Below are 20,875 nucleotides of genomic sequence, written 5' to 3' on the forward strand. Positions count from 1 at the left end.
TCACGAATTTTTTCTTTTTGATCTTTGTAGTTACTATTCCACTAATTCTAATAGAAATTTGTGAAATTGAAAACTGTTTTCTTTAAATCATTCGAGAATTCGTGGCCTAATTATTAATTTATTTTCTTCAAAAAAATCCAAGTTTCACCTGCTTTGGCATCCTCGATTCCTGTTTGGTATTTTTTCATCAGAGCATTCCATTCGTCAACTCGCGGATTATTTTCGGTAGTTTTTGGATTTAATTTGTCTAAATCTTCTCCTTTTGGAATACTGATAACCAACATTAATTGTCTGCCATTTTTGAAAACCTGCAATTGTTGAAAATCGGCATTACAGAAACCTTTGGCTATTTCCGGCCATTTTTCAAATTGAGTTTTATGATAATCCAAATATTCCTGTTGCAGTTTTGGATCTTCTACCAAATTGGCTGTCAAAACGATATTTTCCCATTCAGATGCTGGTTTTACACCCGGACATCTTTCAAAATTTTGAAAATCGTAAACCGGATTTTCATATATTTTTATTTGCAAATCAGGGAAAGCCAAGGCTAATTTTCTTTTGGTTCGTTCTGGTTGATTCATCAAACCGTAAATCACCAGATGATTTTCCCATTGGTACAATTCTTCACCCACGATTCTAAAACCTTTGATGGTCGATTTGATTTTGGCTACATCCAGATTCTTTCCTATCACTTCAATCGCAACCGATTTTGGCATTTCCTGCAATCCCCAGGCTTCATCGATAACCACTTCTTTTTTCAAATTAGTAAATGGCGCACGAATTCCGGCATTTTCTTTAATGGCATTGCTTACAAACTGATTGTTATCCTGCCAAAGATTTCCTTTTGGTCCATTGTTGTTTTTCAGGATTTTTTGAATTGGAATCCAGTTGTTTTTGATAGTAAAATGTTGCGAACCTTCATCAGTATACAAATACAACCATAAGAATGGATCGTGTGCGTAAGGACTGTGATATACTTTGTCAATATAGTTCTCCTCAATAAAACTATTAGGCTGAGAAGAAAGTGTGTAAATTCCGGCTACATCATGCAAATGCTTGGCATAATGATGAATTTTGTTTGCCAAAATTTTGTTGTTTTTCATCACATTTTCGGTATGAGTCCAACCCCAACCCAAGGAAATTCCGCTATAAGCCACATCCGAAATTTCATTGTGTGCAATGGTAACATCTCTCACAAATCCGGCAGCAATTCCCAAACAACCCCAATCGTCATTGGCAACATTGGTAATTAAGTTATCGGCTACTAATTCATTCGAACAAATTTCTCTTTCGTCTTTTACTTGCAAAGGCAAATGCGACTCATAAGCTTCTTCAGAGAAAACGCCTAAACAAATTCCGTTTCCTCCAATGTCTTTAAATAAGTTTCCCTGAACTGTATTGTGGTTTGTTCCTTTGTTCAAATCCAATCCCGTTGAAGACAAATGCTCAAAACGACATCCCTCAAAAGTATTGTTATGAGCAAAATTCACTTCTACAGCCGCTCTTGGTCGTCCTACCCAACCCTGATTTTCCAAAGATGCCTGATTAGGCGTTCCCGGAATTTTCAATTTATAAGCATCCCGCAAATACATTCCGGCTTGCAAAGGCACGTGTCCTTGTTGCGAAGGACGTAGCCAATTGCTGTACTGGAACGAAATTCCTTTGAATTTTACGTCATGAACCGGTCTGTCGATAGTTCCTTTTATATCTACCAAATTTTCTAAAACCGGCGCAATTACTTTGGCGGCAGCCATATTTTCACCTTTTCTTGGGATATAGTAAATCTTCGCATTTCTTCGGTCTAAAAACCATTCTCCGGCTTCATTCAGCAAAGATTTAGCATTGTTTAGAAAGAAAGCCGAATTTCCGTTGTTCTTTGAAATCCAAGGTGCCGGCCACGGATGTTCACTTTGAATGCGACTTTCGGGTTTTTCAAATGAAAGTCTTGCGCTGTCCTTAACTACTTCGATATTCTTGATTCGCAAATGAGCAATAGCCCACCATTGCACGATGAACATTTCCATGCCTGGCTCATATTTCACCGATTTATCTTTAAATGGAATCCAACAGGTTTCAGTTTCCTTATCCCAGGACAAAATTCTTTCCATTTTATTTCCGGCAGTACTTTTGGCACGAACGGCTTTTACATCATTTACCCAAAGTTGGCGGTAATTGAGCACTTCTCCGGCAATTTGCGGCGCATCGGCTACCCAAACCGTACCAGCTTTCTGTCCGTTAATAACAGTAGTTGATTTTTTCCAGTTTTTAATGGCAACTCCCCCGCTAAAAATAGGTTTTGCATTTACATCGGCTTCAATAGTTGTCGGGCTATCTTCTGTTCCGGAATCTTCCGGTCTAACGAATAAAGCTTCATCAAAATAATACGTTCCGTCTTTGATAATAATATGGATTCCGCCTTTGACAGAAGCATCATTTAGTCGGCGTAATTCTCTGGCTTTTCGCAAAGCCATGTGTACGGTTGCCAGCGGGCTTTCTTTGGTTCCTTCATTGGTATCCTTTCCATTAGTTGCTACCCAAATATCCGCAGCCTGCATGGAAAGAGTAGTAAAAAACAACGCTAAAAAAGCGAACAAACCATATCGATTTTTTAAAAACATATAATGATTTTTTAATTATAAATAAATTTCAAAAACGTCCTAATCCTCAAAACCTTATCATTTTAAGCAAACTCAAAATGTAAACGTTATCATTTTTAAAGTTAAAAAAAAGTCTTTCGACTCTAATACCCTTTAAATAAATAAATTGGGATGGGCAAGTTACCTATTTTTATTCAAAATAAATCATACTTTTAAACAACGGTCGATTTTATAAAAACAGATACTTTTCTAAGAAATAAATTTAATAATTATCTTTATACCAATTTAATATAAATTATTTTATGAATTCCTTTTTGTTACCAAAAAACCTTAGAGAAAAAGATGAACATGGAAATTACGGAGTTTGGTGGCACGAAAACAATCCCGGACCACTAAAAAAACTGCCTTTTATCAAGCAATTTGGCAGCATGAAATTCTCGAAAGTACGCATTGACGACAGCATGCGTCCGCACCTGAATGACGGCATCGAAATTCATTATGTAAACAGTGGCAAATACGACTGGGTTATTGAAGGCAAAGCAATCGAATTGTTTCCCGAAAATTTATCGGTAACGGCTCCCTGGCACGAAAACGGCAGCATTTCAGGGATTATGGATATTGGTCAGATTAACTGGATTATTATCAAACCTCAGGAATTCACAAATGAAAAAGCATTAAACTTTGGAAACTGGAGCAAATTACCTGTAGCATTTCAAGAAAACTTAGGAAAAATGATTGGCGACGCCGATAATTCCGTTATTGAAAAAGCCAGAAATTTCAAGAAATATTTTGACGAACTACGCAACGAACTGGCTTATCAGGAAGAAGGTTTTGAAATCAAAGTGCAAAATATTCTGGAAAATTTGTTTATCGATTTGCATCGCCAACTTTCGAATAAAATCCATAAAAATCAGGAAAGTGATACTTTCATTGAAAAACTCACCCAATTACTTGAAAGTGATTTAACTAAAAAATGGCACATCGAAGATTTGGCTGCCGTTTTCAACATGGGAAAAACCAAATTCACTTATGAGGTTAAAAAACTTACGGGTTTTCCTCCCAACAGCTTTATCATCAGTTTAAAACTTGAAAAAGCTATTCAATTACTCAAAACTAGTCCAAGCATTAGCATGGCTGAAATTGCCTTTAGTTGCGGTTTTTCGTCCTTACAGCATTTCACTTCTACTTTTTCACAACGAAACGGAATTAGCCCCAGAAAATATCAGCTGCAACAACAGAAAAAAAAGAAATAAAAAAGCCTTTCCGTTAAGAAAGGCTTTGAAATTATAAAGATTCCACCAACAACCAGGCTTCGGGATTTTCAGAAGCGCGAACTTCATTCTTTACTTTTTGAGCTTCAGCATAAGTTGCAAAACTACCGTAAAGAACCGGATACAAACCATGTTTATTTTTTTCCAATCTTCTGGCTTTAAAGCCTGCTTTTGTTAATTGCTTAACCACCTGTTCCGCATTTGCTTCATCTCTAAAAGCACCGGCCACCACGTGATAAGGCATTTTTACTTCTTTAGCTTCTTCTTTATCTGCTTTTACAGAAAGAGTCACCGGAGCCATCGGACTTTTGATAAAAAAAGTCGCTTCCTGAATTTTAGATTCTACTTTCTTTTGAACCGCTTTCTCCACTAAAATCGTTTGGGTTTCAATTTGATTATTGTAAACCGAATAAGCCACAGTTCCTGCCAAACCTAAGCCCAAGATAAAAATAGCCGCGTATTTTAAATAAGAACGACCAATTCTTTCTTCCGGAACCAAAGCAATTACGTCTCTTTCCTCAACAGCTGAAATACTTTCTTCGGCAACTTCTCTTTTAACAACCGGAGCAATAAAAGAAGCCAAACCAAAAGAACTCGTTAAATAATTCTTTTGTTCCGACGGAGTAAAAATTAAATTATCAGAAGCATTCAACACAAAACTACCTACATTTTTAACCGTCAGAGCTCGGTTTTCTTCCAATTCCTTTTTCCAATTCAACACTTCATATTGAATTGCACTGATAGCATATTCATAAGAGGTTTTTTCGGTTCTGGCAATATGATTAGCCAACAAACCGTCATTATTTTTAATATTGGTATTGAAAGAAATTAATTTTTTAGGCGGATAAAAAGAATTTGCGCTCTCCACCCACTGTGCCGATTGGATTTCGGTCAAAAAAGCACCAAACCCAGGAATGGTAACACATTGGTAACGATATAATAGCTGGCTTATGTAGTTTTCTATATTCATACATACAAAGTTAAACATCCAATATAGTTATCAAAATTTTATTCACAATTTTTATTAACAATTCCAGCGAAAATTTATACATTTCAATCTCAAATATTTAGCATGACAACATCGGATTTATTTTATACAATGGCTTTGCTTAAAATTGAAGGCGTAGGCGACATCATGGCTAAAAAACTAATCAGTCATTGTGGTTCAGCCGAAGCGGTTTTTAAAACAAAAAAGCAACACTTGGCATCTATTGACGGCATTGGAAGCATGCTTCTCAAAAATTTGAAAGACGAAAGCGTTTTTGATAAAGCACATAAAGAACTAGCATTTATTGAAAAAAACGCCATCAATGTTACTTATTTTCAGGACGAAAATTATCCTGACAAACTCAAACATTGTGTTGACGCACCGGTAATTTTATTCACTTCTGGCACGATTGATTTAAAAAACAGAAAAATCATCAGCATTGTGGGAACCCGCCAAATTACTTCTTACGGGACCGAATTTTGCAAAAAACTCATTGAAGATTTAGCACCGTTAGATCCGGTAATCGTTAGCGGATTTGCTTATGGCGTTGACATTGTTGCACATCAGTTGGCTATGGAACATAATTTACAAACCATAGGCGTTTTGGCTCATGGTTTGAACCAAATTTATCCCAAAAACCACAAGAAATACATGACCAAAATGGAACAAAACGGCGGTTTTATGACCGAGTTTTGGAGTTCATCCAATCCTGATAAGGAAAATTTTGTGAAACGAAACCGCATTGTAGCAGGGATTGCCGAAGCTACGATTGTAATTGAATCGGCTGAAAGAGGTGGATCCTTAATTACTGCTAATATGGCGAATGATTACAATAGAGATGTTTTTGCGGTTCCGGGTCGCACCACCGATAAATATAGCGCCGGCTGTAACCACCTTATCAAAACCCAAAAAGCAAATGTACTCACCAATGCCGCCGATTTGGTTTATATGCTCAATTGGGACATCAAAGAAGAAACCAAAAGCATACAAAAACAATTATTCGTTTCACTCGATGATGACGAACAAAAAATATACGATTATCTAATCAAAACCGGAAAGGAATTAATGGATATTATTGCGCTGGAATGTGAATTTCCGATTTACAGAGTTTCCAGTATTTTATTGAATATGGAATTAAAAGGAGTAATCAGACCTTTACCAGGGAAATTGTTTGAAGCTATTTAAAAGCGAACCGCAGATTCACAGATTTACTTAATTTGACAACTTTCAAAAAGTTGTCAAATTTTAAACAAAAAAACCGCAGATTCGCAGATTTAAAATAATAATCTGTGAATCTGCGGTAAATTATTTTTTTAAAAATTATCTAGGTTCGAAACCTAATTTCTCCCTTACTCTTCCTAAAACACCATTGGCTACAGCAGCAGCCTTTTCAGCTCCTATTTTCAACAAGGCATCTACCTCCTGAAGATTATTGATATAGTAGTGGTATTTTTCTCTTTCAGTTTTGAATTTTTCACAGATTAATTCAAACAAAGCCTGTTTAGCGTGACCGTAACCATAATTTCCTCCTAGATAATTAGCACGCATTTGTGCAATTTGCTCTTCATTGGCTAACAAAGAATAAATAGCAAAAGCATTACAAGTATCCGGATTTTTTGGAGCTTCCAGTGGTGTACTGTCGGTTTCGATGCTCATTACCTGTTTGCGCAAAGCCTTATCGTCCAAGAAAATATTAATAATGTTATTGGCTGATTTACTCATTTTTCCTCCATTCGTACCCGGAATCAGCATGCTGTCATCCTGAATTTTAGCTTCCGGTAGTACAAAAGTCTCTCCCATTTGGTGATTAAAACGAGAAGCCACATCACGCGTCATTTCCAAATGCTGCAATTGATCTTTACCTACAGGAACAAACTCGGCATCATACAATAAAATATCAGCTGCCATCAGCATTGGATACGAAAACAATCCCGCATTTACATCGTCTAATCGATCGGCTTTATCTTTAAAAGAGTGCGCCAAAGTCAATCTTTGGTACGGAAAAAAGCAGCTTAAATACCAAGATAATTCCGCTGTTTGTGGCACATCCGACTGACGGTAAAAAACTACCTTATTCACATCCAACCCAAAAGCCAACCAAGCAGCAGCTACGCTGTAGGTATTATTTCTTAAGGTTTCTCCGTTTTTTATTTGGGTAACCGAATGCAAATCGGCGATAAAAAGAAAGGATTCATTTTCAGAATTATTTGATAATTGAATTGCCGGAATGATTGCTCCTAGTAAGTTTCCTAAATGCGGAGTTCCTGTACTTTGAACTCCTGTAAGTATTTTTGCCATTATATTTTATTCTCTAGCTGAAATTTTTAAACCGCAAAGTTCGCAAAGTTTTTTATTTTTTACCGCAAATTCGCAAATTTTAAAAACAACTTTGTCTATTTTGAACCATATAAGCCATATAAGTTTTAGATTGACAAAAAACTTTAATACACTTATATGGTTTAAAAAAATAAATTTAATTAAAATGCTATTTTTTGATTCCTTATTTTTGAAAACATGAAAGGCATCAAAATAATTTTCTGGATTCTCTGGCGCATTTGGTTTTATATACTAATGGCGGTTCCTATTTTACTCTTTTTTCCAATATTAATTCTAACGATAATTTCGGAAAAAGGCTATCCTTATTTTTTTATGATAGCCAGAATTTGGGCCAAATTCATCCTTTTTGGCATGGGATTTTATTATAAAGTCGATAGCGAACAGGAAATTGACCTTCATAAAAGTTATATGATTGTAGCCAATCACACTTCCATGACCGACATTATGCTAATGTTGGCTGTAATCAAAAATCCTTTTGTTTTTGTTGGCAAACAAGAATTGGCTAAAATTCCAGTTTTTGGTTTTTTCTATAAAAGAACTTGTATTCTCGTGGATCGTAAAGATTCACAGAGTCGGATGGCTGTTTTTACGAAAGCTCACAAACGAATTGAGCGCGGACTCAGTGTTTGTATTTTCCCGGAAGGCGGTGTTCCGGATGACGAATCGATTCTTTTAGATCATTTTAAAGAAGGCGCTTTTAAACTGGCAATTCAACATCAAATCCCTATTCTTCCGATAAGCTTTGGGGACAATAAAAAACGCTTTCCTTATACTTTTTTTGCAGGAAGTCCGGGTATTATGAGAGTAAAAATCCACAAACTGGTAGATACTATTGATAAAAACGAATCGCACAGAAAAGCCATTAGGGAAGATGTGCATAAAACCATTTACCAGCAGTTAGTAATCTTTGAAAACGAAAAAAAACTGGAAACCATATAAAAAAAACACCCGCCAAGGCAGGTGCATTTTCATTTTAGGGCAAAAAAAGTTTTTATGGCGCTTCGTTTACAACGATTTCAACATCTTCAAAAAGATCTTCGGTAGTATCTCCATCATCATCTGCATCATCTACATCTTTTCCTTTATAAAATTTAAAAGTATAAGTTCCTGCAGTTTCGGGTTGAAAATTAAATGACACTTCCGTTAGCTCAGTAGAATCATCTGAACAACTATCTCCGTCTTTTTTATCATTTAAAACACCGATAAGTCTTTCCTTAGTCCCTTCAACTTTATAATAATAAACTCCTCTATAATTAAAACAATCACCCGGTTTATCATATTTTAATTTTACCTGATAAATCTGACCAACTTCTAAAGTCCCCTCCGGCAAAGTATAACTATCTACCGGCAAAACATAATTGGTATAAGTATCTCCGTCTCCTACACTACAACTTAAAAAAGTGGTCATTAAAACTAATAATAAAGCAATTTTTTTCATTCTCTTTTGATTTTATAAATTAACAATCTTTCGTTAGGTTTCTTTTATAAAGAGCGTGAACATTTAAAAGGGTTGCTTTATAAAACGATTTTTTTTCAAAAAAATTACAATCACACCTTTTTTTTAACAAAAAAATGCCCAGCAAAAAACCGGGCATTTTCTATAATTTCAAACTGTATTTTATTAATTATCAGCCAATTCTTTGATTCTGGATTTGATTTTTACTTCCAGTTCGTCAGCTAATTCCGGATTGTCTTTAATTAAGGATTTTACCGCATCACGACCTTGCCCTAATTTGGTTTCGCCATAACTAAACCAGGAACCTGATTTTTTTACGATTTCAAATTCTACTGCTAAATCCAAAATTTCTCCTGTTTTAGAAACTCCTTCTCCATACATAATATCAAATTCAGCAACTTTGAAAGGTGGCGCCACTTTGTTTTTAACAATTTTAACTTTAGTTCGGTTTCCAATAACATTCTCTCCGTCTTTAATTTGAGACGAACGACGAATATCTAAACGTACCGAAGCATAAAATTTCAACGCATTACCTCCGGTAGTTGTTTCAGGGTTTCCAAACATCACTCCGATTTTCTCTCTCAACTGGTTGATGAAGAAAACCGTACAATTAGTTTTACTAATCGTAGCCGTTAATTTTCTCAAAGCCTGAGACATCAAACGGGCATGAAGACCCATTTTAGAATCTCCCATTTCGCCTTCAATCTCACTTTTTGGAGTCAAAGCCGCTACCGAGTCGATTACCACAATATCAATTGCTCCCGAACGAATTAGATTTTCAGCAATTTCCAAAGCCTGCTCTCCGTTGTCCGGTTGCGAAATAATTAAGTTTTCGATATCAACGTTTAATTTCTCTGCATAATTTCTGTCAAATGCGTGTTCCGCATCAATAAAAGCCGCAATTCCACCTGCTTTTTGCGCTTCGGCAATAGCGTGAAGTGTTAAAGTAGTTTTACCTGAAGATTCCGGTCCGTAAATTTCAATAATTCTTCCTTTTGGATATCCGTTTACTCCCAAGGCTAAATCGACACCTAAAGACCCTGAAGAAATCACCTCTACTTCTTCAATGGCTTTATCCCCCATTTTCATAACGGTTCCTTTTCCGTAGGTTTTATCCAGTTTATCAAGGGTAAGCTGCAAGGCTTTTAATTTGGCTTCTTTCTCTGTACTCATCTTCTATTTCGCTTTTCTATCGTTAAATTATTTTTTTTCAAGGATTTAAAATCAATCAACACTGATTCATTTCATTTTTTATGTTCGTAAAAATACTTCTTTTTTTGATGCAAAGATTTCGAATCAAAAAAAATAACACCTATACAAACAAGGCTTTTAATTCTGTAGCTTCTTCGGGTTTCATTTTTCCGGCCAAAACTAAACTCAGTTGTTTGCGTCTTAAAGCGGCATCATAACGCTGTTTTTCCAGTTTGGTTTCAGGAATTATCGGAGCTACTTCAACAGGTTTCCCATTTTCATCAACCGCCACAAAGGTATAAATCGCTTCATTGGCCTTGGTTTTACTTCCCGATTCGCGATCTTCAACCCAAACATCAATATAGACTTCCATCGAACTTTTGAAAGCTCTTGAAACTTTGGCTTCAATTGTGACCACACTTCCCAAAGAAATTGCTTTCGTAAACGCCACATGATTTACAGAAGCTGTAACGGTAATACATCTGGAATGTCTTTGCCCTGCAATACTGGCCGCACGATCCATTCGGGCTAATAATTCTCCCCCAAATAAGTTATGAATGTGATTGGTTTCACTTGGCAAAACCAAATCAGTATGTATTGTTAAAGATTCCGATGGAGTTTTTGGAGTTAAAGACATAATCTTATTTGATTTCAGAACGTTGATTAACGATTTTAAATTTCAGATTTGGTTGGAATGATGAATATCTAGTTCAACCAATATACCGCCATTACAGCCGGAATAAAATAAATCACAATGGTTCTTGCCCCATCATAATCCTTAGCTAATCGTTGTCCAAAAAGCATCATAAGCAAAGTTATGGCTGAAAATACCGCACCATAAAAACCAAACAATCTTCCATTGCTAACATACAATTCGACACAGCCCACAAAGCACAAAATGGTAGAAATCAGCTCCATTATTACCAGATTAATCAGCGCTAATTTTACATGATTTTTTAATCGGGTTTGGGCAAAATGTCCTTTTAACCAATTCAGATTATCTTCCCAATAAAAGAGTTTTTCATAACTGGATTGTAAATAGGTAATCCCGAAGAACACCAAAATTAAAAATGAAGCCGGATTATTCATAACAGTTATTTTTTATGGATTAAACGTGTCAGTTTGATTGATAAATCGGTTAAAATAAGTTTGGCATTTCCGTTGCGTTCGATATGATACATCGCATCTGAAAGTTCTTTGAAAATATCCCGAATGTTATTTCCGTTTACAAAAGGTGCAAAATTTTCCAATTTGAATTTATCAACTTTTGGTTCGAAATAAACTAAACTGGGCGCTTCATAATTAAGCAACAATGCCTGACGGAACATTTCCATACAAAACTGCAAAAACTTCTTTTGGGCTTCTCTTCCCAAAGCTGCGATTTTTTCGCTCCAAAGAATCAAATCCTGAATAGCTGCTGCGTCTTTTTTAGCTTTGAAAGCCGCACGAACCCAGGTAACAAACCATTGTTCAAACGGATGTTCTTCGTCATTATCATGCAATAATTGCAAAGCCGCATTAAAATTCCCCTGTGCCTGATGTGCTAATTTAGCCGCCAATTTAGAATCTATTCCTTCCCGAGCCACCAAAGCATCGGCAATTACAGCCTCACTCAATCCGTTAAAATGCAATACCTGACAACGGGAACGAATGGTTTGAATAATATCTTCTTCGTTTTCAGAAATAAGGATAAAAATGGTTTTCTCTGGCGGTTCTTCTACTAATTTCAGTAATTTATTAGAGGCTGCAATATTCATCTTATCAGCCATCCAGACAATCATAATTTTATAACCGCCTTCATAGGCTTTTAAAGAAAGGGATTTCAGGATTTCCTGTGCATCATCAACCCGGATTTCTCCCTGTTTGTTCTGAACACCTAAAACGGCATACCAATCAAACAAACCGCCGTAAGGATTTTGAAGCACAAACTCCCGCCAATCGGCTATAAAATCGATACTCTTCGGATTTTTCTTTACCTCATCGGTGGTAACGGTAGGATAAGCAAAATGCAAATCGGGATGGGATAACTTTTGAAACTTAATATTACAGGCGTGATTTTCACCATCATTTTCGCCTCCGGAATTATTACATAAAATATATTGTGCATAGGCAATGGCCATTGCCAGAGTTCCGCTGCCTTCCGGTCCGACAAAGAGTTGCGCGTGTGGAATCCGACCCAAATCGACTGTTCGGGTAAGATGATTTTTAATATGTTCCTGTCCTAAAATTTCCGAAAATTGCATGAAGCAAAGATAGCAGAAAATGGATAAGTCTAAAATTTTAGATGGTAAAGTTTAAAGACGCAAAAAGCTTATTTAAAACCTAAACAACAATAGAATAACAACAGCTACAGGCTGTTTAATTGTCAGGCAATTTATAAATCTTTTCCATCGGTAACCATTTCTCCCCTTCTTTTGCTCCCGGAGGCGCCTGTTGAAATTGCCACATCAACTTTTCCCATTCCTGCACTTTTGGATTGGCAGCATCCATCTCTTGTTTGCGTTCCGGACTAAAAGTTTCATCTACTTCCATAATCATAAACAGGCGATTTGCCAATATATAAATTTCCAAATCAATAATTCCGGAATCCCTGATACTTTTAGTAATTTCCGGCCAGGCATTTTCCTTAGCATGATAACGCTTATACTCCAAAATCAATTCTGGTTTATCAATTAAATCACAGGCAAAGCATAATCTCTTGGTTTTCATAAACAGCATGGTTTTTTAAACAATCTCCAACGCATTTGCATACGAAGCCTGTGGTTTTTGACTCGGAAAATACACTTCAAGTCCTTGTTCGGTTTGTTTAAACTTCAACTTTTCTCCGGTACTCACTAATTTTACTTGTCTAATTTTTTCTGTATGATACGAATTAGATTTTGCCAAACTTTTTATTACCACCATCCCATTTTCTGGCCATGCCATTACCGTAGCGTACAGCTTTTTGTCTTTTTGAGCAAATCGAATATCTTCGGCTGTATAAGGTTTCCCTTTTCCTTCATTAAAACCCTGAGCAGACAAAGCTCCGGCACTTGCCTGTTGCGGGCCTTCGCCAAATATTTTCCAGGGACGCGTACCGTAAATACTTTTGCTGTTCAGTTTCATCCAAACACCAATTTCTTTTACAATTTCACGCTCTAATTCGTCAATACTTCCATCGCCACGCACCGGAATATTCAGCATTAAATTTCCGTTTTTACTCACCACATCTACCAACGTATGAATAACCGTTTTTGCCGATTTATAGCGCTTTTCATCATAGAGTCTTCTATCGTAATGCCAATTCCCGATACAGGTATCGGTTTGCCAAGGTAAAGGTTCGATGTTATTACTTTGCCCTTTTTCAATATCCCAAACGATAGCTTTGCGCTGCTGTTCGGTTAAAATTTTACCGGTAATTACCGCCTGAACCGTTTTATTTTTTTGTAAACTTTTATTATACATATGTGCTGCAATACGCAAACCAGCATCGCTCACTGGCCATAAAGGCAATGCGGTATCGTCAAAATAAATCATATCCGGATTGTATTTGTCAATCAAATCAAGGGTACGGTCGTGGAATTTTTCACAATAAGCCGAGTTAGGAACTGAAGCTCCATCTCCCCAATCCCACTGACTGTGAACAGATGAATTTCCAGATGGTTTAGCACTCAATTCATGATTTTGCGCATACAAATCCTGAGGATCTAAACCTTCCCACCAAGTTCCTTTTCCGTCAGCCTTAGTTAATTTTCCATCATAAGGAACTCCTGCCAACGGACCGTTTTTATCGGCACCCTGAGAAGTATCAAACCAATTCCAGGCGTGTGCCGCATGAACGCTTACCGCAAAAGGCAATCCTGCTTTTCGGGCCGCCTTTTCCCATCCGGCAATAATATCTTTTTTAGGCCCCACTTTGGTCGAATTCCATTGTGGTTGGTATTTACTATCATACAAATCTAAATTATCATGATGATTAGCCATTGCCATAAAATATTTGGCTCCGGAATCTTTGTACAAATTCACCAATTCCTCCGGATTCCAATTATCGGCTTTCCAAACATTAATCACATCTTTAAAACCAAATTTTGAAGGATGTCCGTATTTTTCAACATGAAATTTATATTGACGAGAGCCTTCTTCATACATGCCTCTTCCGTACCAGTCTCCTGCTTCGGGTTCACACTGTGGCCCCCAATGCGCCCACATACCAAATTTAGCATCCCGAAACCAATCCGGCACCTGATATTTCCCTAAGGAACCCCAGTCAGGCTGGAATGGACCGTCAATTTTAGCAGCATTCAAAATTGAGGATTGTCCTAATAGAGGAGATAAATAAAGTCCCGCCAGTGCCGATGCACCTAATTTCAAAGCATTTCTTCTGTTCATTTGTATTTATTTTTAAAAAGTCATTTATTTATTTCCGACTTTATATTTTTAATTATTTCAACAAATTCATTTTATCAAATCGAACATCAATTATTAAAAACGAATTAATCTTATATTTTACACAAATATTTAAGACTAAAAATATATTATTCATTATTTTTGATTCTTAATAAAAGGATATAATTACAAATATAAACAAGGCTTCAACTTCTATTTTTACCCAAAACCGATTATTTATTACACAAAACCGACTTTTTACCAAAACCAATTTATGTCCAAAAACATTTTTAAATATTATTTTTCACTGCTACACATTGATTATGTAAAACTGAATCAAAAATGGAATTTCAACAATGTAATTAGTCCGTATTACCGACTTTATTACATCGACGAAGGCATGGGTTCCATTTCGGATAATTCAGGAAAATTGATTTTAGAACCCGGATTTCTGTATCTTATACCAAGTTTTACCATTTGTAATTTAAACTGTGAAAAATACCTAAGCCAATATTTCATCCAGTTTTTTGAAGAATCTCCCGATGGAATTTCACTGTTTAATCAAAATAGAAATGTGATGAAATTACCCGCCACCGAAACCGACATCACTCTTATCAAACAAATGCTTCAAAACAATCCCGGCAGAGGAATTAATCGTTCTGATAATCCTGAAGTTTATGAAAAAGAAGCTTATTACAAGGAATATCAAGCACTTAACAAAGAACTCAAACTACACTTGAAATTCGAAAATCAGGGAACACTGCTCCTGTTAATTTCCAAATTTTTGAGCACTAAAAATTTCAAACCAAGCACTCCTCAAAGTACTCCTTCAAAAATTTTAGACACCATGAGTTACATCCAGCTTCATTTGGACAAAAACCTGACTATTGCTGAATTAGCCCAAAGAGTCAATCAAAATCAGGATTATTTCTCAAAACAATTCCTAATACACACCGGACAAAGACCCTTAAATTACATTCACGAAAAAAAGATAGAACGAGCACAATATCTTATTGCAACTACTAACAAGACTTTTTTAGAAATTGCCTTAGATACCGGTTTTTCTAATTTACCTCATTTTTCGAAAATCTTCAAACAAATCGTTAGTTTGACACCGGGAGAATATCGTAGTCAAAACAATCAGGTTAAATAATTTTTTCCGTCCAATTTCTTCCTTTTCAAATGTGTTTTTCATCACCAAAACACTAATTAATTTACCCGAAAAAACGCTTTAAAACCCTTTATTTTTCAATTTTTTTTTCAAAAACCGCTACCCGAAAAAACAAATTGTAAGTAATTATTTGATAAACAAAAAAATAATTCCAAAAATCACTCTGATTTATTTTTTTTCAACATCTTATAAACAAAAGCTCCGTTGTTCAAGGCTTTTAGGATTTTCAAAAACAGCGAAAACATCGTTTAAAATACAAATTTATCGGACAAAATGCATTTTTTTTAAAATTTTGTAATCTTTTTACAAGTAAAAAAGCTCCAAGAAAGTTGTTAATAGGGATTAATTATCTATTTTTGTTTGAATAATATTAATTTATAATTCTCATTTCATGAAAAGTAAAATTATTTTCCTAAGCTTTCTTTTTTTAACAACTATAAATCTGGCATCTGCTCAGGATAAAAAAGCATCCAAAAGCATCATTAGCACCAGCGCCACGATTAAAAAATACCACAACCTGAAAGAGCTTCAGGAAATGAAAAAAGGAGAACTATTGGATTTATATACGGAACGTATTACTGTTTTGGTAAAAACACTGCCTTATATTGCTTTGGCTACTAAACCAGGCGTTACTTTGACCGATTTAGGAATTCCGGACAATAACGAAAACAAAAAATCATTAACCGAACAGGAAGAAAGCACAGCTGATTTTCTAAATGTAACAACTGAATTTCAAAAAAGAATGATGCCTTATTCGGACACTAAAAATTTAATTGCAGCTATTTTATTTTATGAGAACACACTGAAAGCTTTGCATGAATTTAATGAAATATAAGCGCTAAACCTTTAGCCAAAACAAAAAAAGGCGCATTATAACTCATTCGATTAAATATATTCTCGGTGCATTCTTAATTTTATAACTAAGACCCAAACAATTAACATTAACCATTAAACTTTAGCAACCTATGAAAAGCATATCCCAAATCTTAAGCATTTTCCTTTTGGTCGTTGTTGGTGTTCAGGCGCAACAGGAAAAAGGAATCACTGGTTCGAACAATTGGTTAAATAATTGGACCGAGTTTAAACCAAACAAAGTCGATTATGGTGAAGCCGACCAAATATTAGCAGGCAATATTGCGGTTAATACCAAATTATACAAGAAAAACAAATACATCCTACAGGGAAATGTATATATTACCAATAACGCTGTTTTAACCATCGAACCCGGAACAACAATCATTGGTGATTATGCAACAAATGCTGCTTTGATTATCACCAAAGGAGCTACAATAATTGCCGACGGACTTGAAACAGATCCAATTGTTTTTACCTCAAATAAGGGTTTAAAAAAAGCCGGAGACTGGGGAGGAATTATCGTTTTAGGAGACGCTCCAATTAACAAATTCGGAAATTCCTCTTCGATAAATCTGGGACTGGATACTTCTTTAACAACTTATGGAGGTGAAAACTCCGAAAGCAATTCCGGGATTTTAAGATATGTTCGTATTGAATTTGCCGGAAAAAAAATAAGAGGAGAAGAAAACTTCAACGGATTACTATTAGCCGGAGTAGGAAACAAAACTGTATTAGAAAACATTATGGTAAGCTATGCCGCAGGAGATTCTTTTGAAATATACGGCGGTAATCTTAACATGAACAAAATGGTTTCGTACAAATGCAGTCGGGACGATTATAAATTCAACTATGGTGCTCAATGTAAAATAAACAATTCGCTGGCGGTTCGTTCTTCCTTTTTAACCAGCAGTTTAGGCTCAAGATGTATGAATGTAGCTTCGTATGACAAAAAAGAAGAAGTTGATTTTTCTAAAAAACAAACCTTTGTCACCGCTACTAATATGACACTGGTTAACGACAGCGAAAACATCAATGCCGACATCCAATCCGGTCTTATCAAAGAAGCGATTTACATTGCTGAAAATGCTAAAATAAACTTTAAAAGAACCGTTGTTTCCGGATTTAATCCGGCTGTATTACTAAGCAACAAAATTGAAATTAACGATGAAAACCTTCGAAAATTAGGCTTTGAAGACATGTATTTCAATTCCTGTAACGGCAATATTTTTACCGAATTTAATCAAAACAACGAAGATTTAGAAGACTGGTATGGCAATGCCGCCTTCTCCAATGTTTATGCTAAAAGCGACAATGTTGAAACTTTCATAAACACTTCAGATGATAAAAAACCGGATTACAGATTACGAATAGGCAAAATTACCGTTTCAAGTGAATAATGTAAAACTGATTTCGAAATCATTAATTGAATCCGAAATGCGAAGGACAAATAATTAAACCGCCGAAGATAATGAGCAAAAAACTACACAACTATTTCCTATGTCTCGTTTTTTTTCTTTCCCCTTTAACTAAAGAAATTTATGCTCAGTTAGTTATTGGAAATCCATCTTTAGGTTTTACCCAAATTTGTACCGATGCAACTTATAATGCTCAAAAGCCTTTTGAGGTAACTTTTACTTTTACACCTGAAACAGCTTTAAGTCCTTCCAATCAATTTATAGTAGAGCTTTCAGCTGCAAATGGTTTTTTTGGTACCACACCAACAGTTCTGGCTACTTCTAATCCGGGAGAAATTACAACTTCACCAGGGAAGATATCTTTTTCAATACCAACAAATACAGCTGGAGAAAATTATAAAATACGCATTAAAAGTACTGCCCCGGGAAATACCAGTGCAAACTCTGCCTCTTTTGCTGCCTATTACAAAATTCAGGACAGTCCGTTTACAATAAATAATTTTGTTTCAACAGCCACTTATTGCCCGGGGGCAAGCTATATTTTAAACATTGATAATCCCGGAACCGGCACCAATGATTCGCCGTTAAAATACCCTTCATTGACTTTTAACTGGTTCAAAGAACCCGGCACAACTCCCATTGCAACAGGAAACAGTCTGACCGTAACTCAACCCGGAGTTTATTATGCTGAAACCAATTACGGCAGCTGCACATCTTATTCTTATTCTAACAGAGTAACCGTAAGTGAATCTTCTTCCGGCAATACTACAACCATTAGTTCCAGTCAGGGCAATCCGTTTTGTTCTAATGATGGCACTACAACTCTGAGTACGGTTTCCGGAAACAGCTACCAGTGGTACAAAGACAGTAAAGCAATTTCTGGAGCAACCAATCAAACCTACACCGCAACTCAGGCGGGACAATATTCCGTTGCTGTAAATTTTGGAGGATGTACCGCAACAGCTGCAATTAATTTACAATCCTATCAGTTTTCAAGTAGTATCGACGTTTCGGAAACAAATTTTATCAATGCTGATGAAACACTTCCGGTAACAGTTACCACAAATGCACTAAATCCGGAATACAAATGGTTTCTAAACGAAACTCTTATTCCTGATGCGACCACAGCTTCGTATGAAGCAACTGAACCAGGGAATTACAAAGTAGAGATTACCCAAACTTCCACTTGTGTTTTAGCTCAGGAACTAACTTTCAGAATCATTTCTTCAATAGATCCTAATGCAGAAAAAATCCCCAATTTAGTAAGTCCCAATAACGACGGATTCAACGATACCTGGATTATTCCTCAGGAATATACCAGCGGAACCGATACCGAAATTGTATTGATGAACGCTACGGGAGAAATTGTACTGAAAACCAATAATTATCAAAATAACTGGCCGGAAACTAGCACTAATTTCAAAAATGTAAATCCGGTGTATTACTATATCATTACCACAAAAGATCAAAAAACCAAAAAGGGGTCTATAACACTAGTGAAATAAAATGAGGAATGTTTTTATAATTTTAAGTTTATTTCTTTGTGTTCTCCAGCAGTTACAGGCGCAGGAAGACGGTGTTGTTTCGTACCGTCTTCCCGTAAGAAATTCTTTAAAATTCAACAGATATTTAATCAACCCTGCTTTTAGTTTTGTTCGCGAACAAAGCTCTTATATTAGTTTTTATACCAAAAAACAATGGGTTCAATTTGATGATGCTCCACAAACTTATTTATTTAGTTATTCCGGCAGAATAGCCGAAAATCAGGGAGCAGCCATTGGATTATTCCAACAAAATTACGGTGTCCTTTCCACTTTTGGAGGAGTCGTCAATTTTGCACACAACGTCATGCTTCAGGAAGACAATAATTTAACCTTTGGATTAAATCTTGGTTTTTACAAAAGCGGCATCAACAAAGGACGTGTAATTACAAATTACGATGATCCTTCACTGAATAACATCCCTAACAATTCCCTCATTAGCATCAATCCGGGTATCAACTACGGAACGGCTTTTCTGGATTTTGGAGTTTCGGTAAACAACTTGGTTTTATACAACCTTAAAACTTCAAAAATTGTTCAGGATGATCCCGAAAGAAGCATTGAAGCTCACATTATGCACACCGGTTATCTTGACACCTATGGTTTTTTTGACAAAAGTAAATTTTCGGCATTGATTAAAACCGATTTAAAAAAAGACAAAACAGAAGTTTCCGGCTTAGTCTTATTTGCTGTTCCAAGCGGAATCTGGGCTCAGGCAGGTTACAATTCGGTTTACGGAATGAGCGCCGGCCTTGGAGTAAACATCTCACCCAAGATTTCTATTGAATACAATTTCGAAAAAGGCACTGGAAATTTATCCAATTTTGGTGCTTCTCACGAAATTGTTTTTGCTTACAAATTCAACAAAAAGACATTTTATTACAACGACGAAGACGAACAAGGTTCGATTATCCCGCCAGCACAAAAGAAAAAATATGTTGCTGCGAAGCAAAAAGATTCTCCGCTTCTATCTCCAAAAGACGCGCAAAGACTAAGAGAACTTAAAGAAGCTTTAAAATTAGAACAGCAAGAAAAAAGACAGCAACAACTCGCTGAAGCAAAACAAAAAGCAAAAGCCGATTCTATTGCGCAGGCCAAACGCATCGCGGATGCAAGAGCACAATCAGTTGCCTTAACAGAAGCTAAAAAAGCCGCTGATGCAAAAGCAAAAACTGACGCCTTAATCAAATCGAAACAAACAGCAGAAGCCAAAGCCAAAGCGGAGGCCTTGGCTAAAGCACGACAAGCCGCAGAAGAAAAAGCCAAAGCTTACGCCTTAGCCAGAGCAAAAAAAGCCGCCGAAAACAGAGCACGAATAGATTCTATAATCCGGGCAAAACTAAACGCCGAAGAAAAAACTAAAAACGAAGCCTTAGCAAAAACAAAATCGGAAGCTGAAAATAAAGCGAAAACCGAGACATTAGCCGTACAAAAAGCTAAAGCAGCTGCCTTAGCCAAAGCCAAACTGGACGCTGAAAACAAGGCAAAAGCAGACGCTTTGGCGAAAGCCAAACTGGACGCTGAAAACAAAGCGAAAGCTGATGCTCTTGCCGCTCAAAAAGCTGCTGAGGAAAAAGCAAAAGCAGACACTTTGGCGAAAGCCAAACTGGACGCTGAAAACAAGGCGAAAGCCGAAGCTCTTGCCGCTCAGAAAGCTGCTGAGGAAAAAGCAAAAGCAGACGCTTTGG

Annotated in this window: 18 protein-coding genes; 8 read left to right on the forward strand and 10 right to left on the reverse strand. The window is 36.3% G+C overall.

Annotated elements, in window-relative coordinates:
- Window positions 1–113: 113 nt before the first annotated feature.
- Entirely contained in the window at window positions 114–2,618 is a 2,505-nt protein-coding gene (locus B6A10_RS08300; RefSeq protein WP_188220510.1) for an L-rhamnose mutarotase, read from the reverse strand.
- 281 nt (window positions 2,619–2,899) lie between these two features.
- On the opposite strand from B6A10_RS08300, the gene B6A10_RS08305 reads away from it, so the two are divergent.
- Entirely contained in the window at window positions 2,900–3,850 is a 951-nt protein-coding gene (locus B6A10_RS08305; RefSeq protein ID WP_188220511.1) for a helix-turn-helix domain-containing protein, read from the forward strand.
- Between the two features lie 31 nt (window positions 3,851–3,881).
- Here B6A10_RS08305 and B6A10_RS08310 read toward each other — a convergent pair whose 3' ends face one another.
- Entirely contained in the window at window positions 3,882–4,838 is a 957-nt protein-coding gene (locus tag B6A10_RS08310; protein WP_188220512.1) for an HU domain-containing protein, read from the reverse strand.
- 102 nt (window positions 4,839–4,940) lie between these two features.
- Between B6A10_RS08310 and dprA the strand changes: the two genes are divergently transcribed.
- Window positions 4,941–6,041, forward strand: a complete 1,101-nt coding sequence (gene dprA / locus B6A10_RS08315; RefSeq protein ID WP_188220513.1) for a DNA-processing protein DprA — start codon at window positions 4,941–4,943, stop codon at window positions 6,039–6,041.
- A 135-nt stretch (window positions 6,042–6,176) separates the two neighbouring features.
- Here dprA and trpS read toward each other — a convergent pair whose 3' ends face one another.
- The gene (gene trpS / locus B6A10_RS08320; protein ID WP_188220514.1) at window positions 6,177–7,154 is read right to left on the reverse strand and encodes a tryptophan--tRNA ligase; all 978 of its coding nucleotides are present in this window, start codon (window positions 7,152–7,154) and stop codon (window positions 6,177–6,179) included.
- A gap of 216 nt (window positions 7,155–7,370) precedes the next feature.
- On the opposite strand from trpS, the gene B6A10_RS08325 reads away from it, so the two are divergent.
- Window positions 7,371–8,132, forward strand: coding sequence for a lysophospholipid acyltransferase family protein (locus B6A10_RS08325; protein WP_188220515.1), 762 nt, complete (start codon window positions 7,371–7,373; stop codon window positions 8,130–8,132).
- Window positions 8,133–8,184: 52 nt separating this feature from the next.
- Here B6A10_RS08325 and B6A10_RS08330 read toward each other — a convergent pair whose 3' ends face one another.
- The 7 genes from B6A10_RS08330 to B6A10_RS08360 all read right to left on the reverse strand — a co-directional run bounded on the left by B6A10_RS08330 (window position 8,185) and on the right by B6A10_RS08360 (window position 14,208).
- Window positions 8,185–8,631, reverse strand: a complete 447-nt coding sequence (locus B6A10_RS08330) for a hypothetical protein (protein WP_188220516.1) — start codon at window positions 8,629–8,631, stop codon at window positions 8,185–8,187.
- 183 nt (window positions 8,632–8,814) lie between these two features.
- Window positions 8,815–9,822 carry a recombinase RecA gene (gene recA / locus B6A10_RS08335; protein WP_055094857.1) on the reverse strand — a complete coding sequence of 336 codons (1,008 nt, stop codon included), beginning with the start codon at window positions 9,820–9,822 and terminating at the stop codon, window positions 8,815–8,817.
- Window positions 9,823–9,961: 139 nt separating this feature from the next.
- On the reverse strand, window positions 9,962–10,477 hold the full coding sequence (locus B6A10_RS08340; protein WP_188220517.1) for an acyl-CoA thioesterase: 516 nt from the start codon (window positions 10,475–10,477) through the stop codon (window positions 9,962–9,964).
- Window positions 10,478–10,545: 68 nt separating this feature from the next.
- Window positions 10,546–10,929, reverse strand: a complete 384-nt coding sequence (locus B6A10_RS08345; protein ID WP_055094853.1) for a hypothetical protein — start codon at window positions 10,927–10,929, stop codon at window positions 10,546–10,548.
- Window positions 10,930–10,934: 5 nt separating this feature from the next.
- The gene (locus B6A10_RS08350; protein WP_188220518.1) at window positions 10,935–12,083 is read right to left on the reverse strand and encodes a DNA polymerase III subunit; all 1,149 of its coding nucleotides are present in this window, start codon (window positions 12,081–12,083) and stop codon (window positions 10,935–10,937) included.
- Window positions 12,084–12,198: 115 nt separating this feature from the next.
- Window positions 12,199–12,549 carry an L-rhamnose mutarotase gene (locus B6A10_RS08355; RefSeq protein ID WP_188220519.1) on the reverse strand — a complete coding sequence of 117 codons (351 nt, stop codon included), beginning with the start codon at window positions 12,547–12,549 and terminating at the stop codon, window positions 12,199–12,201.
- Between the two features lie 15 nt (window positions 12,550–12,564).
- Window positions 12,565–14,208, reverse strand: coding sequence for an alpha-L-fucosidase (locus B6A10_RS08360; protein ID WP_188220520.1), 1,644 nt, complete (start codon window positions 14,206–14,208; stop codon window positions 12,565–12,567).
- A 271-nt stretch (window positions 14,209–14,479) separates the two neighbouring features.
- On the opposite strand from B6A10_RS08360, the gene B6A10_RS08365 reads away from it, so the two are divergent.
- The 5 genes from B6A10_RS08365 to B6A10_RS08385 all read left to right on the forward strand — a co-directional run.
- Window positions 14,480–15,358: a helix-turn-helix domain-containing protein gene (locus B6A10_RS08365; RefSeq protein ID WP_188220521.1), complete on the forward strand. Its 879-nt coding sequence runs from the start codon at window positions 14,480–14,482 to the stop codon at window positions 15,356–15,358.
- Between the two features lie 409 nt (window positions 15,359–15,767).
- A complete protein-coding gene (locus B6A10_RS08370; protein WP_026713940.1) occupies window positions 15,768–16,211 on the forward strand; it encodes a hypothetical protein in 444 nt (147 codons plus the stop codon).
- A 130-nt stretch (window positions 16,212–16,341) separates the two neighbouring features.
- Complete coding sequence (locus B6A10_RS08375; RefSeq protein WP_188220522.1) at window positions 16,342–17,628, forward strand: hypothetical protein; 1,287 nt, start codon at window positions 16,342–16,344, stop codon at window positions 17,626–17,628.
- Between the two features lie 71 nt (window positions 17,629–17,699).
- Window positions 17,700–19,151, forward strand: coding sequence for a T9SS type B sorting domain-containing protein (locus tag B6A10_RS08380; protein ID WP_188220523.1), 1,452 nt, complete (start codon window positions 17,700–17,702; stop codon window positions 19,149–19,151).
- 1 nt (window position 19,152) lies between these two features.
- A partial coding sequence (locus tag B6A10_RS08385; protein ID WP_188220524.1) for a PorP/SprF family type IX secretion system membrane protein occupies window positions 19,153–20,875 on the forward strand: 1,723 nt, incomplete at its 3' end.

The sequence above is a fragment of the Flavobacterium pokkalii genome (assembly GCF_014596575.1).
Taxonomy (GTDB): Bacteria; Bacteroidota; Bacteroidia; order Flavobacteriales; family Flavobacteriaceae; genus Flavobacterium; species Flavobacterium pokkalii.